Origin of the sequence: Mesorhizobium sp. M0698, assembly GCF_040320455.1 — a bacterium.
In the GTDB taxonomy this organism is placed as follows: domain Bacteria; phylum Pseudomonadota; class Alphaproteobacteria; order Rhizobiales; family Rhizobiaceae; genus Mesorhizobium.
This window is the reverse complement of the sequence record NZ_JAMYPQ010000004.1, coordinates 100,799-116,084: the sequence shown is the minus strand read 5'-3', so window position 1 is coordinate 116,084 and position 15,286 is coordinate 100,799. Positions and strand designations below refer to the sequence as shown.

Below are 15,286 nucleotides of genomic sequence, written 5' to 3'. Positions count from 1 at the left end.
GATGTTCGAGCGGCGAAAATGATCGGCGATGGCGCTGCCGGCGGCAGCGCCGTTCGGCGATGCCGAGTTGGCAAGATCACCCGTTTACATCTGACATGTTAGCGTGCTAACGCTACGTCCACATTGATTTCAACGGAGATCGCATTGGCTTCCCGCTTTGGTCTTTCGGTTGCCCTGACCACACCCTTCGACCCGTCGGGGCAGATAGCGCTCGCGCCGATGATCGCGCATGCCCGAGCCTGCCTTGGCGCCGGCTGCAGCAGCGCGACGCTGTTCGGCACCACCGGCGAAGGAGCCTCGGTCGGCACCGACGAGCGACGGATCGTCACCGAGGCCATGCTGGCGGCCGGTATTCCGCCACATCAGCTCGTCGCCGGAGTGCTGGTCGATGCAGCCGAAGATGCCGCCGATCAGGCCCGGCACGCTTTGCAGCGCGGCGTTCGCAACATTCTGCTCGCTCCGCCGAGCTACTTCAAGAATGTCGGCGAGGACGGGCTGTTCGGATGGTTTTCCGCCGTCTTCGCCGCACTCGGTCCGCTGGCGCGCGACGTGCTGCTCTATAACATCCCCTCAGTCACCATGGTGCCGCTCCCGCTTGGGCTGATCGGCCGGCTGCGCGCCGCTTTTCCCGCTGTGGTGGCCGGGGTGAAGGATTCCGGCGGGGACTGGAGCTACAGTGAGGCGCTGCTTGAGGCGCACGGCGATCTGGTGATCCTCATCGGCGACGAACGGCATCTGGCGAGAAGCGTGCGCCGCGGCGGACAGGGCGCGATTTCCGGCATGGCTAATTTTGTTACCGGCGAAATCCGGGCAATGGTCGAAAACGGGGGCGACGACCCACGCGTCGAAGACTTCGTGCTCGAATTGCTCAAATACCCGGTCACGCCGGCGGTGAAGGTCATGGTCGCGCGCAAGACCGGCGACGAGCGCTGGCTGGCGGTCCGCCCGCCCCTAGAGGCGATCGATCCGCAGGGACAGCGGCAGCTTGCCGCTGCCTACGACAGGCTGTTTGCGACAGAGGCGGCCTGACCGACAAGGCCGGGCTGACCGACAAGGAAGCGAGCTGAAGTGGAAGACGGCAGCGAACCGATCACTCTCCGGGAGAAGGCCTATGCCAGCTTCACGCGGCATTTGCTGGCCCGCGATCTGCGGCCGGGGCAGTTCGTGTCACAGCGCGAACTGGTCGCTTTCACCGGGCTGCCGCTGGGTGCCATTCGCGAGATCGTCCCGCGTCTCGAGGCCGAGGGACTGCTGACCACCATCCCGCAGCGCGGCATGCAGATCGCGCATATTGACATCAATCTGATCCGCGAGGCATTTCAGTTTCGGTTGTTCATGGAACGCGAGGCAGTGGCGCTATTCACGACCAGCGCTTCTGATGCCGAACTTGCCCGCATGCGGCGCGAACATGAAGAGATGCTGGCTCAAGCTCTCGGGCAGGCGCCGACGCCGGAAATGGAAGCCAAGGCTCAGAACATCGACTGGGCGATGCACGACACCTTCATCAATGCGCTCGGCAACGAGATTATCGCCAAGGCCTATCTGGTCAACTCGGTGAAAATCCGGCTGATCCACCAGGAGCGTTTCCGCATCGACGGTCGTGTGGTGCCGGTGATGCGCGAACATTTGGCGGTCATCGAAGCCATGGAGAGCCGCAATCCGCAAAAAGCGGTTGAAGCGATCAGTCTGCATATCGACAATGCGCGCCGGCTGGCGCTCCAGATCTGAGGAAATATAGCCGCGCCGCGGTTCGCGGCGCATCCACAACGACAGCAACCGGGAGGAAGAAATGTCGTCCAATCTGTTCAACCCAACCAGGAGGCAACTCCTTGCCGGAACCGCGGCGCTAACCGCTGCCGGCCTTGTGGGGCTTCGCCCCGGCTTTGCCGCAGGCGTTGACTGGAAACGCTTTGCCGGGACGACGCTTGACGTCAATCTGGTGAAAAGCCCGCGCAGCGACACCATCCTGAAATATCTCGCCGAGTTCGAGGAACTGACCGGCATCAAGGTCAATGCCGAGGCAACGCCCGAGCAGCAGCAGCGCCAGAAGACGGTGATCGAGTTGAGCTCGGGCAAGCCGAGCTTCGACGTCGTGCATCTGAGCTACCACGTGCAGAAGCGCCAGTTCGAGAAGGGTGGCTGGCTGGCCGATATCGCCGGCTATCTCGCCGATCCGTCGCTCACCGACCCGGCGCTGGTCGAAAGCGACTTCGCCGAAGCCGGCATGCTGTTTGCCAAGGACGGCCAGGGCGTGCTGCGCTCGCTACCGTTCTCGGTGGACTACTGGATCCTGTATTGGAACAAGGAGCTGTTCGAGGCCAAGGGCCTCAAATACCCAGAGACCTTCGAGCAACTGGCGGCAGCCGCCGAAGCGCTGACCGACCCCTCGACCAATACATACGGCTTCGTCGCCCGCGGGCTCAAGAACGCAAACACGCCGGTGTGGACGTCGCTGATGCTCGGCTACGACATGACGCCGCTAGATGACAAGGGCAAGCTGCGCACCGAGGCTCCCGAGGCGATCGAGGCTGCCGCACTCTATCAAAGATTGATGACCAAGTCCGCCCCTCCGGGCGTTACCGGGTTCAACTGGGCCGAAGCACAGTCGGCCTTCCTGCAGGGCAAGATCGGCATGTGGCTCGACGGCGTGGGTTTTGCCCCGCCGATGGAAAATCCGGAAAAATCGAGGGTGGTCGGCAAGGTCGGTTATGGCGTGATGCCCAAGGGTCCCAAGGCGCATGCCTCGGGCACCTTCGGCGACGGGATTGGCGTTACCGCCGCCAGCGAGAAGAAGGAGGCTGCCTATCTGTTCTGCCAGTGGGCGGTGTCGCCAACCATGGGTGCACGGCTGTTGCAGGCCGGCGCCGGCGTTCCGTTCCGCAAATCCGTGCTGGAGGATCCCAAGGTGCGCGAAGGCGTCACCATGCCGGCAAGCTGGCTTGATGCCGTGGTCGGCTCGGGCAATATCAGTCGGCTGGCACTGCCGGTCATCATCCCGGTCACGGAATTCCGCGACATTTATGGCGTGGCGTTGACCAACATGATTGCCGGCGCCGATCCAGCCGCGGAGCTGAAGAAGGCCACCGAACAGTTCCAGCCGGTTCTCGACAGGAGCGAGCAGGGCTGATGTCGGCCACCACCCCAGAACAGACCGGGGTGACGATGCCGGTTATCGACGGGAGCCAGACGATCCGGCTGGCTCCCAACTACTGGCCTTTCGTTGTCCCCGCACTCGTCGTCGTCGGCGCCGTCATCGTTTTCCCCTGGGCTTTCACCCTGTGGATGAGCGTCAATCGCTGGACGCTCGGCCAGTCGCGGAGCTTTGCCGGGATGGAAAACTATCTCCGCCTGGCCAGCGACCCACGTTTCTGGGAATCCCTTGTTCATACGTTGACCTACACCTTCCTCTCGGTTGCAGCGCCGATGCTGCTGGGCACTCTGGCCGCCCTGATCTTCGATGCCAGGTTTCCGCTGCGCGGCTTGCTGCGCGGCGTCTTCGTCATGCCGATGATGGCGACACCCGTTGCCGTCGCACTGGTTTGGACAATGATGTTCCATCCTCAGCTTGGCGTGCTCAACTACCTGCTGTCGCTGGTCGGCATCCCGGCTCAGGAATGGATATTCAACGCCAACACGGTCATCCCGTCGCTGGTTGCGGTCGAGACCTGGCAGTGGACGCCGCTGGTCATGCTGATCGTGCTTGGCGGGCTGGCCTCGGTGCCGCGCGAGCCCTTCGAAAGCGCCGAGATCGACGGCGCCAATGCCTGGCAGCAATTCCGCTATCTCACTCTGCCGATGATCGCGCCGTTCCTGATGATCGCGGTCATCATCCGCACCATCGATGCGCTGAAGAGCTTCGACATCATCTACGCGATGACCCAGGGCGGGCCGGGAACGGCGTCGGAGACCATCAACATCTATCTCTACAACACCGCCTTCTCCTACTACGATATCGGCTACGGCTCGGCCATGGCCGTGGTGTTCTTCATTGTCATCGTGGCCCTGTCGTTTGTCCTGCTGATGCTGCGCCAACGCTCGCAGTGGATCGATACGGAGGGCAAATAGATGAGTTCACGGCTGCTCAACCAGATCGGTCTGTTTTTCGCTGCCCTGGTTTTCGTCTCGCCGGCGATCCTGTTCTTCCTCTGGATGATCTCGCTGTCGCTGAAATTCGAGATCGACAACGGTGCCTATCCGCCGATCCTGATCCCCGAACGCTTCGCCTGGTCGAACTATGTAAAGGTGTTCGAGGAGAACAATTTCCTGCTCTATCTCTGGAATTCGGTTCTGGTGACCGGCACGGCGACCTTGCTGGCGCTGCTGATCGGCGTACCGGCCGGCTATGGCATCGCACGGCTCAAGGCTGAACGATCGGCGGTCGTCATCATGATCGCCCGCATGACGCCTGGGCTGTCCTATCTCATCCCGCTGTTTCTGCTGTTCCAATGGATCGGGATACTCGGCACGCTGTGGCCGCAGATCATCATCCATCTGGTGGTGACGGTGCCGATCGTGGTGTGGGTGATGATCGGCTATTTCGAGACCACGCCGATGGAACTGGAAGAGGCGGCCAACATCGACGGCGCCAGCTCCTGGCAGGTTTTCCGGCTGGTTGCCCTGCCCATCGCCAAGCCGGGCATCGTCGTCGCGTTCATCCTGTCCGTGATCTTCTCGTGGAACAATTTCGTCTTCGGCGTGGTGCTTGCCAGCCGTGAGACGCGCACACTGCCGGTCGCCGTCTACAACATGCTGTCCTACGAGCAGGTGAGCTGGGGGCCGCTCGCCGCGGCGGCGCTGGTGGTGACGTTGCCGGTGCTGATCCTGACCATGTTCGCGCAGAGGCAGATCGTCGCGGGGCTGACCGCCGGCGCCGTCAAGGGCGGCTGAGGGCGCGCCCTGACATCACTCTTTTTCCAGGAAAGATCCAATGGCATCGGTAACGATCAACAACGTGCAGAAGGCCTTCGGGGCCACCAAGATCATTCACGACGTCAGCGTCGATATCGCCGACGGCGAGTTCGTCATCCTGGTCGGCCCGTCGGGATGCGGAAAATCGACGCTGCTGCGCATGATCGCAGGCCTTGAGACGATCTCCGGCGGGAAGATCGCCATCGGCGAGCGTATGGTCAACAATCTGCGGGCACGGGACAGGAACATCGCCATGGTGTTCCAGAATTATGCGCTCTATCCGCATATGACTGTGGCCGACAATATGGGCTTTGCCCTCAAGATCAAGAGAGCCGACCCGGCCGACACCGCTGGCCGGGTCCGGAAGGCAGCCGGCATCCTCGGCCTGGAAAAGCTGCTTGACCGCTATCCGCGCCAGCTTTCGGGCGGCCAGCGCCAGCGCGTCGCGATGGGCCGCGCGATCGTACGCGACCCACAGGTCTTCCTGTTCGACGAGCCGCTCTCCAACCTCGATGCCAAATTGCGCGTCCAGATGCGCGGCGAGATCAAGGCCCTGCACCAGCGGCTGGGTACCACGACGATCTATGTCACGCACGACCAGATCGAGGCCATGACGATGGCCGACAAGATCGTCGTGCTGCATGACGGCCTGGTCGAGCAGATCGGCGCGCCGCTGGACCTCTACGACCATCCGGCCAACCTCTTCGTTGCCGGTTTCATCGGCTCGCCCGCCATGAACTTCATCGCCGGCCGCATCGAGGAGGGCGTGTTCCGCAGCGCCGGCGGGTTGATCCTGCCGTTGCCGGAAGGCGCCCAGCCGGCGGATGCCGCAGGACGCGAACTCGTCTACGGCATTCGCCCGGAACATATCCGGGCGACGGGGCAAGGCGTGCCGGGCACGATCACGCTTCTCGAGGCGACCGGCTCGGAAATCTTCGCCAGGGTCGACTGCTCCGGTGAAGAAATCTCCTGCCTGTTCCGAGAAAGGCTTGCGCTCAAGCAAGGCGAAGGAGTGCGGATCGAAATCGACCGCGCCTGTGCGCATCTGTTCGACGCCGAAACTGGTCGGCGCATCTGACTCGGTGGTCCGCTGAATGCGTGGTCGGCCTTAGGTCGGCAAGGCGAATTCACCGGCGAGTTCGATGGCGCGGCCTTCGCGGGCCGATCTCTCGGCGGCGAGACCCATGACGACGGCCCACCAGCCGTCGTGCAAGGTCACTTCAACCTTGCCTTGTCCGCGCACCGCAGCGGTGAAGCGGGCGTGCTCGAAATAGGTCGAACCGTTATGGTCGCCTGCCTCGAGCAGCCGGGGGTCGACGGGAATCTCCAGCAGTCGTGGTCCAGGCGGATTGCGCGGGCTGACGATCAACTGGGGCACTGGCGCAGGGCCAAGGTGGGTCGGCCAGAAACGGCCTGGTCCGGGGACCAGACACTCGATCTTTCCGTCGCCGCCGACAGCGCAGAGTTCCTCCTGGTAGCGGCTGCCCTCGGCAAACATGCAGAGTTCCAGCATGGCGCGCGCGCCGCTCGCGAAGTCAACCAGCACATAACCATGGTCAAGGATATCAGGCCTCTCACCGCCATAGCGTTCGTCGAGATGGTTTACGGCCTGTCCAGCGCTCGCCATCACGCGGACGGGGTCCGATCCGAGGATCAGCCGCATCAGGTCGAAGAAGTGGCAGCACTTCTCGACGAACGTGCCGCCGGTGTTGCGGTTGAAGCGGTTCCAGTCGCCGACCTTGGCCAGAAACGGGAAGCGGTGCTCGCGGACCGTCAGCATGCGGATGCCGCCGGTGGCGCGGCGCGCCTGCTCGACGAATACGGCGACGGGGGGCATATAGCGATATTCCATGGCCACCCAGACGAGCGGAAGCCGAGCTTTCAACGCCGCGATCCGCCCCTCGTCGGCGCCCTCGGTGAAGAGCGGCTTTTCCACCAGTACCGGCAGTGGTCGAAGTGCGGCGATCTGCTCCATCTGACCGAGGTGCTGGTGGTTGGGGCTGGCAATCAAGACGCAGTCCACCTCATCCATGGCCAGCAGTTCGGCGATCGATGCCGCCGATCGCGCGCCCGACGCCGTCGCCAGCGACGCCGCCAACATGCCGGGGTCCGGCTCGAAGATCGCGGCCACATGCGCGTCGGGCAACAGAGCGACATTGCGGATATGCTCGCGGCCCATCATGCCGCAGCCGATGATGCCGTAGCCGATCGATGATCTGGTCACGCTGCGTCTTCCTCCGGCCTATCTGAAACGCGTGACGTACCGCGCCGCGCCCGGATCGAACCAACTGCGGGAATATTCCGCGCTGGCGCCGTCGCCAGCCCAGGCGATACGTTCTATGAACCCCACGACCGTCCCCGGCGGTGGCCTGAATTCGAGCGGGGCCCAGTCCGGCGCGGGTGCGACGGCAACATGGTCTTCGGCGCGAACGATCGAAAAGCCGAGCGCGAGCCGGTAGTGGAGATAGAGGGATTCCGACAAATCCTGGCGCTTGAGCCGCTCGGCGCGGCTGACGTCCAGCCAGATCTCCTCGACCGCGGCCGGCTCGCCGTCGAGCCGCCGCAGCCGGCGTATACGGTGGGCTTCGCCGGCGCTGCCGAATTGCGGCAGGTCGGCGGGCTTGCGCAGCCGCTCGACGGACAGCACGTCGGCGCTCGGCAGGCCGCCGCCGCCGATGCGCTCCAGGCGAAAAAAGGCATAGATCCCGAGCAAGTCGCCGCGCGCCCGCACATAGTTACCCGAGCCCTGGATGCGGTCGAGAAGGCCCTTTTCGGTCAAATCTGCCAGCGCCCTCCTGAGCGTCCCGACGGCAATCCCGAGGCTCGCGGCCATCTCGCGCTCGGGCGGCAGCCGCGCCCCGTCGGCCAGCCGTCCGGCCGCGATTTCGCGGATCAGCATTTCGCTGGTCTGCAAGTGCACAGGCAAGGGCCCACGCATCTGGCTGGATCGGTGGCCGGGGTCAGCCCTTGTCAAATGCATCCCGCGTTCCAATCACATCCCGGTTTCGGGTTTGCTCAAATTGATACAGTATTGATCTACAACAAAACGAATGCTACGCAAGCCCTATTCGCAGCTCCGGACCTCTTTGAAGAATGGCCCGGGCTTCTTTTTTGAAGAGTGGCAATGAGCATCGTCCCAATCACCTCGCCGGATCTCGATGCAGCCGAAGTCTCGTGGTTCGCCGCACTCTGCTCGGACGACTATCGCTATCTCGGTGTGCCGGACGGCGCGTTGCGCTCGAGCTGGGCGCATTGCTCCGAGATCGTGAAGACGTCCGAGGAACTAGGTTTCCGCAACATCTTGTGTCCGTCGTCCTATCAGGTCGGCCAGGACACGCTGAGCTTCGTAGCCGGCTGCGCGCCGATCACCTCGAAGATCAATCTGCTCGCCGCTGTGCGCTGCGGCGAGATGCAGCCGATCATGCTGGCGCGCACGATTGCGACGCTGGATCACATGCTGGAAGGCCGGCTGACGGTGAACATCATTTCGTCGGACTTTCCGGGCGAGACAGCCGACAGCGCCTACCGTTATCAGCGTTCGCGCGAGGTTGTGCAGATCCTGCGCCAGGCCTGGACCAGGGACAGCATCGATTTCGAGGGCGAGGTCTATTGCTATAAAGGACTCTCGACGGCGCCAGCGAAGCCCTATCAGCAAAATGGCGGCCCGCTGCTCTATTTCGGCGGTTATTCGCCCGACGCGCTCGAGCTTTGCGCCGAACAGTGCGATGTCTACCTGATGTGGCCGGAAACCAGGGAGGAACTTGCCGGCCGCATGAAGGCCGTCCACGAACGCGCCGAGCGCCATGGGCGGACGCTCGACTACGGCCTGCGCGTCCACATGATCGTGCGCGATACCGAGGCCGAGGCAAAGGAATATGCCCGGGAGCTGGTTTCGAAGCTGGATGACGAGCAGGGCAGGGCGATCCGCGAGCGCGCGCTCGACGCCCGATCGCTCGGCGTATCGCACCAAGCCAGGAACCGCCAGATCGCCGATGCCGGAGGCTATGTCGAGCCGCATCTGTGGACCGGCGTCGGGCGGGCGCGCTCTGGTTGCGGCGCGGCGCTCGTGGGCTCGGCCGATCAGGTTCTGTCGGAAATCGAGACGTATATGAAGATGGGGATCCGCGCCTTCATCTTTTCCGGCTACCCGCATCTCGACGAGGCGCGTCATTTCGGCACCAAGGTGTTGCCCCAGCTCAAGACATGCTCGCTCCCGCACGCCTATGGCCGTGTGCCGGAACGGACCCCGGCGACACCATTGGGAACGGGGGAGCGCCGCTGATGGAGCATGTCGTGTGCGATCCACGCCTTTTGCGCAATGCCTTCGGGCGCTTCGCCACCGGCGTCACGGTCGTCACCACCGGCACGGCCGACGGCCCGGTCGCAATCACTGCCAACAGCTTCTCATCCGTGTCGCTCGATCCGCCGCTGGTGCTCTGGTCTATCGGCCGCCACTCGCGCCGGTTCGAAGCCTTCGCCAATTCCGCGCACTACGCCATTCACGTGCTGGCGGAAGATCAAATCGATCTGTGCTGGCGTTTTTCGAAGTCGGGGACGGACTTTGCGGATCTTGACCTGTCGTGGAGCGAGCACGGCGTGCCATTGCTGCCGCGCGCACTGGCGCGGTTCGAATGCAGCGTCGCCGACCGCTTCCCGGCTGGCGACCATATGATCCTGCTTGGACGTGTCCTTGAACTGCAGACGCAAGAGGGTTTGCCGCTGCTCTTTGCTGGCGGCAAGTCGCGCGCTCAAGAGGCCAGTTGATGACCGCCGGCGCCGCTCCGGGCTGGTGCCGTCGACTGGCGCACCACGAGATTGCAGGCGAGCTCGACGCGGCGCGGCGGCGACCCCGAATGGGCCATGTCGTCGAGCAGCAGGCTAAGCGCCGCCGATCCGATCTCGCGCATGGGAATGTGCATCGCCGTCAGTGGCGGGTTGCAGAAGGCAGCGAGCGGCAAGTCGTCCATACCGACCACGGACACATCGCCAGGCACCGAATATCCGGCCTCCTGGACGCCGGCGATGGCACCAAACGCCAGGCTGTCGCCGGCCGTCAGCACGGCGGTGAAATCGAGGCCGCGGGCCGCGATGCGCTCGGTCACGGCCCTGCTCGCAAGTTCCGGCAGCCAGTCCTGCACCTCGACCACGAAGTCGTCGAAGCCGGCAATGCCGGCCGTGATCAGCGCGTCGCGCCAACCTTCATAGCGCCGCTCGATCGTGCGCCGGCCACGCCGCATCAGGAACAGGATGCGGCGGTGGCCGAGACCGATCAGATGCTGCGCCGCAAGCATGGCGGCAGAGCGATTGCAGGGCGTCACGCTCGAATGGCGCATCGAGGGATCGTCGCCGTTGACGAGCACGATCGGCTTGGCGAATCCGGCTGTCAGCGTCAGCACATCCTCATCGTCCAGCGTCAGAAACAGGCAGCCGGCGACGCTGTCGTCCCGCTCGGATTCACGCAGCAGCGCGATTTCGTCCTCGGGCGCCGAAACCGGCCGGGTCACGAGTTCGACGCCCAGCAACCGGGCGCGCTCGTTGAGTCCATCAAGGACATGGTAGGTGAACTGATTGCGGGCACTGTCCACCATTGCCACGCTGCTTGCGGCCAGGATGACCTTGCGGCCGGCAACCGAGGCGGGAATGGCATAGTTCATCGACTTCGCCGTTTCGATGATCCTGGTGCGAAGCTCGTCCCTCACGCCGCCGACACCGCTCAGCGCACGGGAGGCGGTGCTGACCGACACGCCGCAACGCGCCGCGATCTCCTCAAGTCGAATGCGGCGGCTGGGGCGGCCGCGCTTGCCCTGGATATTCATCCGCTCCGTCATCTCCGGCAAAGTCATCCGATTAATGCAAAAAATTTTCAGATTGCGCAAGAAAAATGGCTGTGAAACAATTCGGATGAAGCGGGAGAAACGGGAGGAGTGATGCCGCTATCGGCCGAACGCCTGAATTCCGTGCTTGCCAGCCTTGTGGCCGGCATGACCGGCTTGCGTCATGACGGGCGGTTCCATGAGCCGAATCTCGACGGCACGCCGGGCGACTATGTCAGCTTCGACAGCTGGGAATGGCCGCAAGGCGTCGGGCTCTACGGGCTGGTTCGGCTGTGGGCGCAGACCGGCGACGATCGGCTGCTGCAGACGATCGAGGCCTGGTACGACCGACGCATCGCTGCCGGTCTCCCTGCGATGAACGTCAACACCACCGCGCCCCTTTTGGCGCTAAGCGAATTGTGGCGGCGCCGGCGCCAGCCGCGCTTCGAGCCGGTGCTGCGCGAATGGGCCGAGCGGGTGGCCACCGCCTTGCCGCGGACGCCCGAAGGCGGTTTCCAGCATGATGTTTCGGACCGGGTCAACGACGACGAATTGTGGGACGACACGCTGTTCATGGTGGCGCTGTTCCTCGCATCCTACGGCCAGGCTGCCGGCCAGCGTCGCTTCGTCGAGGAAGCAGAAAGGCAATTCCTGGTCCACGCCCGTTATCTCGCTGACCCGGCATCAGGGCTGTGGTTTCACGGCTGGACGTTCGCGGGACGGCACAATTTCGCCCGCGCGCGTTGGGCGAGAGGCAATGCCTGGATTACCGTCGGTATTCTCGAACTGGTGGAGTTCGCCGAAATTGCGCCTTCGGTCCGGGCCTATCTGCTCGGCGTGCTGGAGACGCAGATCAACGCTCTGCTCGAGGTGCAGGCAGGTTCGGGCGCATGGCACACTCTGCTCGACGACCCGACGTCTTACGAGGAGATTTCCGCCACGGCCGGTTTCGGCTACGGGTTGATGAAGGCCGCGCGGCTCGGAATCGGCTCGACAGAGTGCCGTGCCGCCGGGCTCCGCGCCTTGGAAGCCGTGGTGGCCAACATCGATGACAAAGGTGTGGTGGCGAACGTGTCCTATGGCACACGCATGGGCGCCGACCTGCAGTTCTATCGCGATATACCCATCCATCCGACGGGCTACGGGCAGGCGCTGGCCATTCTGTGCCTGACCGAAGGGGCGCGGCATCTGCAGTCGAAGGTGGAGGCGGCATGATGCGGACGCTCTATGGCGCGTCGCCGGGCGATATTGCCGGCATGGACACGGACCGGCTGAGGGCCGAGTTCCTCGTCGACGGCTTGTTCCGGCCTGGCGCGATCGAATTCGTCTACACCCATATCGACCGCATGATCGTCGGTGGCGCGGTGCCGCTGGCCAACCCGCTGGCATTCGGCAACGGGGCCGAAGTCGGCACCCCGCTCTTCTTTGACGCGCGCGAGATGGGCATCGCCAATCTCGGCGGCAATGGCACGGTCGCGGTGGACGGCCGGCGCTTTCACGTGGCTAACCGCGACATCGTTTATGTCGGACGCGGAGCGCGTGAGGTGACGCTGGAGAGCGACGATCCGGAGAGGCCGGCACGCTTCTACATGAACTCGGTGCCGGCCGGCGCCGATATTGCGCACCGTCTCATCGTCAGCAGCGAAGCCAGGCCGCTTGTGCTCGGCGAGGAGGCCCGTGCGAACAGGCGCACGCTGCGTATGTACATCCATCCCGAAGTGGCCCCGTCCTGCCTCTTGCTGATGGGGATCACCGACCTCGCGCCGGGCAGTGTGTGGAACACCATGCCGCCGCATCTGCATGAGCGGCGCATGGAAGCTTATTGCTATTTCGATCTCGCCGAGGCCGACCGTTTAATCCATCTGATGGGTCGGCCAGACAAGACGCGCCACTTGATGGTCGCTGACGGCGACGTCGTCCTGTCGCCTGCCTGGTCTATCCATATGGGTGCCGGCACCGGCCCCTATGCCTTCGTCTGGGGCATGACCGGCGAGAACCAGGCCTACACCGATGTCGATCCAGTTGCCGTGAAGGATTTGCGATGAGCGAGGCCGCGCAAAGCGTTCGGACGGACTTTACGCTGCGCCGGCCGCTCATGGCGGGGCAGCCAATCGTCTATTGGCGGCTCGGGTCTATCGCCGAGCAACGCTACGACGTGGCCGACCAGCCCATGCAAGGCGAGATGGATCCCTTCTTCTTCCTGACCAAGCACAAGAATTTCATTCCCCACGAATATCCGTGCCGCACGCAGTTCGCAGCGGAACGACGCGGCAAGCGACCACAGGTCAGCGCCGAATTCGGCGCCGAGCGCATCTGGCTGCCCTTCGCCTCGCCGCGCATCGACCTATCGGGCTTCTGGTTCCGGCCGACGGTGCTTGGAACCTGGGCCGAGACCACCATCGAGGCTGCCTCGACTAGCGAGGCGCTGGTGCGGCTGCGCACATGCGGCGGCGCCACACTCTTTGCCAATGGCGAGGAAGCCGGCTGGATGGCGCCCTACGGCCGCAATCTGGAAAGTGCCGAGCACTTCAAGATCGCGCTGCGGGCCGGCCGTAACGACATTCGCGTGTGGTTCGACGATCTCGCCGAGCGCGACGCCCGCTACTATTTCCAGCTCGACTATCTGTCCGGTCCGGCTGCTTCGGTGGCATTGCCGATCGAAGTCGAGAGCGGCGTTGCCGATGCGATGGAAGCAGCCCTTGACGACATGCATTTCGACCGTCCCGCCTATGACGGCGGCGAGGTGGCGCTCGTCACCGGCGTGGCCCTGCCGCGCGACGCGCAAGTCGAGATCGAGATCGAAGGCGATTTCATGTCGATCGAGACGCCGGTGCGCTTCGCCTTCGATCTGCCGGCGGGCCAGACGCGGCTGCCGATCGCCGATACCGAGCAGCTGCCGGCCGACTTTCGCCATTTCAAGGTGGCGCTGACGGTCGCAGACCATGCCGTATCGCGTGTCTTCGGCGTCGAGATATGCCACGCGCGCCGTCAGGGCGATGCGCCGGAAACGCTTACCGCGCGGATCGATGAAGCCCTGCGCGAGGTCGCCGGTCACGCCGAGGCCGATACGGTGCGCGCGCTGGCGCGCCTGGCGATCGGGCGGCAGGGCGCCGAGACCGACGCCATGATCTCCGGCACGCTGCCGGCGATCGAGGATTGTCACGATTGCGCCGACTTCATCCTGGTGCCGCTGCTGTGGTGCCGCAAGGCCTATGGCGATCGGCTGGAAGCGAGCCTGCGCGCGCGCGTCGACAACGCCATCCTCGGCTATCGCTACTGGATGGACGAGCCCGGCAATGATGTGCAGTGGTACTTCTCCGAGAACCACGCGCTGCTCTTCCACACCGCCGCCTATATTGCTGGGGGTATGTTGCCTGATGTGCGGTTCGTGCGGTCGGGCCGCCTTGGCCGCGAACAGTCCGCGGTTGGAGCCGCGCGTGTACGCGCCTGGCTCGACCATTTCGAGGCATGGGAGATGGCCGAGTTCAACTCGGCGCCTTATTTCCCGATCGACCTCAAGGGCTTGTGCGCGCTCTACGCGCTGGCCCCGGACAAGGACATCGCCGAACGTGCCGGCAAGGCAATCATACGCCTGCTTGAAATAGTCGCCCGCTCGGCGCATCGCGGCATCCTCACCGGGGCGCAGGGCCGCTCCTATGAGCACACGCTGCGCGCCGCGCGTTCCCTGGAATTATCCGGCATCTGCCGCATGCTTTGGGGCAAGGGCAACTACGGCATGCGCTTTCACGCGCTGCCGCAGCTGGCATTGTGCCTGCGGGATCACGATTTGAGCGTTCCGGACGGGTTGGCAGCAATTGCTTCCCTCACCGACGATACGGCGTGGGAATGGACTTTTGCGCAGGGACAAGATCGCTTCGCGCGGCTCTACCACTACAAGACGCGCGACCATGCGATGGGCAGCGCCGCTGGCTACCGCTGGAATCAATGGGGTTATCAGGAGACCGTCATTCACGCCCGGCTGGGCAAGAATCCGGATGCGCAGATCTGGATCAACCACCCCGGCGAAGTGCTGCAGTCGGGATATGGCAGACCATCATATTGGGGTGGCTCAGGCACGTTGCCCCGGCTTCACCAATACCGCGACCTCGCAGTCGTCAGCTTCTCCTGCTCGGATGAACAGCCCGACTTCACGCACGCCTGGTTCCCCGCACGTGCCTTCGATGCCGTGCAAGTGGGTGGCGATCGGGCGTTCGCGCAATCGGGCGACGCCTTCGTCATGCTGAAGACGGATGTGCCGCTCATGCAGGTAGTGGCCGGCCCGACCGCCGGCAACGAGCTGCGGGCGGCGGGACGCAGGACGACATGGATCGTTCGCCTCGGTGACCGGAATGCCAATCGGCCGGCCCTCGACGCCTGGACTGCCGTTTTTGGGGACCTGTCGGTGCGGCCAGGTATCGACGGCGAGTTGATCGTCGAGGATCCGGAATACGGCACGGTGCATTTCCTCGCCGACGCAAGGATCGTGGCTGAGGGACGTACACTCGATCCGGCCAACTGGACCGTGCGCGGTGAGGCGATGCGCATGAAGCACAGAGAGTAGGGAG

The 15,286-nt window shown here is 64.1% G+C and carries 14 protein-coding genes; 11 read left to right on the top strand and 3 right to left on the bottom strand.

Annotated elements, in window-relative coordinates:
- Nucleotides 1–144: 144 nt before the first annotated feature.
- The 6 genes from NKI16_RS10925 to NKI16_RS10900 all read left to right on the top strand — a co-directional run bounded on the left by NKI16_RS10925 (nt 145) and on the right by NKI16_RS10900 (nt 5,986).
- A complete protein-coding gene (locus NKI16_RS10925; RefSeq protein ID WP_031211068.1) occupies nt 145–1,029 on the top strand; it encodes a dihydrodipicolinate synthase family protein in 885 nt (294 codons plus the stop codon).
- A gap of 39 nt (nt 1,030–1,068) precedes the next feature.
- The gene (locus NKI16_RS10920; RefSeq protein WP_023674176.1) at nt 1,069–1,728 is read left to right on the top strand and encodes a GntR family transcriptional regulator; all 660 of its coding nucleotides are present in this window, start codon (nt 1,069–1,071) and stop codon (nt 1,726–1,728) included.
- 61 nt (nt 1,729–1,789) lie between these two features.
- Complete coding sequence (locus NKI16_RS10915) at nt 1,790–3,127, top strand: extracellular solute-binding protein (protein ID WP_352571379.1); 1,338 nt, start codon at nt 1,790–1,792, stop codon at nt 3,125–3,127.
- 35 nt (nt 3,128–3,162) lie between these two features.
- Nucleotides 3,163–4,065 (top strand): carbohydrate ABC transporter permease, encoded by a 903-nt coding sequence (locus NKI16_RS10910; RefSeq protein WP_245274609.1) that lies wholly within the window; start codon nt 3,163–3,165, stop codon nt 4,063–4,065.
- A complete protein-coding gene (locus NKI16_RS10905; protein WP_023674179.1) occupies nt 4,066–4,887 on the top strand; it encodes a carbohydrate ABC transporter permease in 822 nt (273 codons plus the stop codon). It begins immediately after the preceding gene.
- Between the two features lie 40 nt (nt 4,888–4,927).
- Nucleotides 4,928–5,986, top strand: coding sequence for an ABC transporter ATP-binding protein (locus NKI16_RS10900; RefSeq protein ID WP_352839487.1), 1,059 nt, complete (start codon nt 4,928–4,930; stop codon nt 5,984–5,986).
- 30 nt (nt 5,987–6,016) lie between these two features.
- Here the strand turns inward: NKI16_RS10900 and NKI16_RS10895 are convergent, their stop codons facing one another.
- Nucleotides 6,017–7,090 carry a Gfo/Idh/MocA family protein gene (locus NKI16_RS10895; RefSeq protein WP_502897585.1) on the bottom strand — a complete coding sequence of 358 codons (1,074 nt, stop codon included), beginning with the start codon at nt 7,088–7,090 and terminating at the stop codon, nt 6,017–6,019.
- A gap of 60 nt (nt 7,091–7,150) precedes the next feature.
- A complete protein-coding gene (locus NKI16_RS10890; RefSeq protein WP_352839483.1) occupies nt 7,151–7,807 on the bottom strand; it encodes a GntR family transcriptional regulator in 657 nt (218 codons plus the stop codon).
- A 225-nt stretch (nt 7,808–8,032) separates the two neighbouring features.
- Between NKI16_RS10890 and NKI16_RS10885 the strand changes: the two genes are divergently transcribed.
- Both NKI16_RS10885 and NKI16_RS10880 read left to right on the top strand, forming a co-directional pair.
- The gene (locus NKI16_RS10885; protein ID WP_352922726.1) at nt 8,033–9,190 is read left to right on the top strand and encodes an LLM class flavin-dependent oxidoreductase; all 1,158 of its coding nucleotides are present in this window, start codon (nt 8,033–8,035) and stop codon (nt 9,188–9,190) included.
- Nucleotides 9,190–9,672 (top strand): flavin reductase family protein, encoded by a 483-nt coding sequence (locus NKI16_RS10880; protein ID WP_023674185.1) that lies wholly within the window; start codon nt 9,190–9,192, stop codon nt 9,670–9,672. Before NKI16_RS10885 ends, NKI16_RS10880 begins: the two co-directional genes overlap by 1 nt.
- Here NKI16_RS10880 and NKI16_RS10875 read toward each other — a convergent pair.
- Complete coding sequence (locus tag NKI16_RS10875) at nt 9,657–10,724, bottom strand: LacI family DNA-binding transcriptional regulator (protein WP_352839478.1); 1,068 nt, start codon at nt 10,722–10,724, stop codon at nt 9,657–9,659. The two genes, NKI16_RS10880 and NKI16_RS10875, sit on opposite strands and share 16 nt — an antisense overlap.
- Before the next feature lie 111 nt (nt 10,725–10,835).
- On the opposite strand from NKI16_RS10875, the gene bglB reads away from it, so the two are divergent.
- The 3 genes from bglB to NKI16_RS10860 are packed head-to-tail and all read left to right on the top strand — an operon-like array spanning nt 10,836 to nt 15,282.
- A complete protein-coding gene (bglB, locus tag NKI16_RS10870) occupies nt 10,836–11,936 on the top strand; it encodes a beta-galactosidase BglB (RefSeq protein WP_352839475.1) in 1,101 nt (366 codons plus the stop codon).
- On the top strand, nt 11,933–12,766 hold the full coding sequence (kduI, locus tag NKI16_RS10865) for a 5-dehydro-4-deoxy-D-glucuronate isomerase (protein ID WP_352839473.1): 834 nt from the start codon (nt 11,933–11,935) through the stop codon (nt 12,764–12,766). The genes bglB and kduI overlap by 4 nt, the downstream gene beginning before the upstream one ends.
- Nucleotides 12,763–15,282, top strand: coding sequence for a hypothetical protein (locus NKI16_RS10860; RefSeq protein ID WP_502897579.1), 2,520 nt, complete (start codon nt 12,763–12,765; stop codon nt 15,280–15,282). Before kduI ends, NKI16_RS10860 begins: the two co-directional genes overlap by 4 nt.
- The last annotated feature ends 4 nt before the right edge of the window (nt 15,283–15,286 follow it).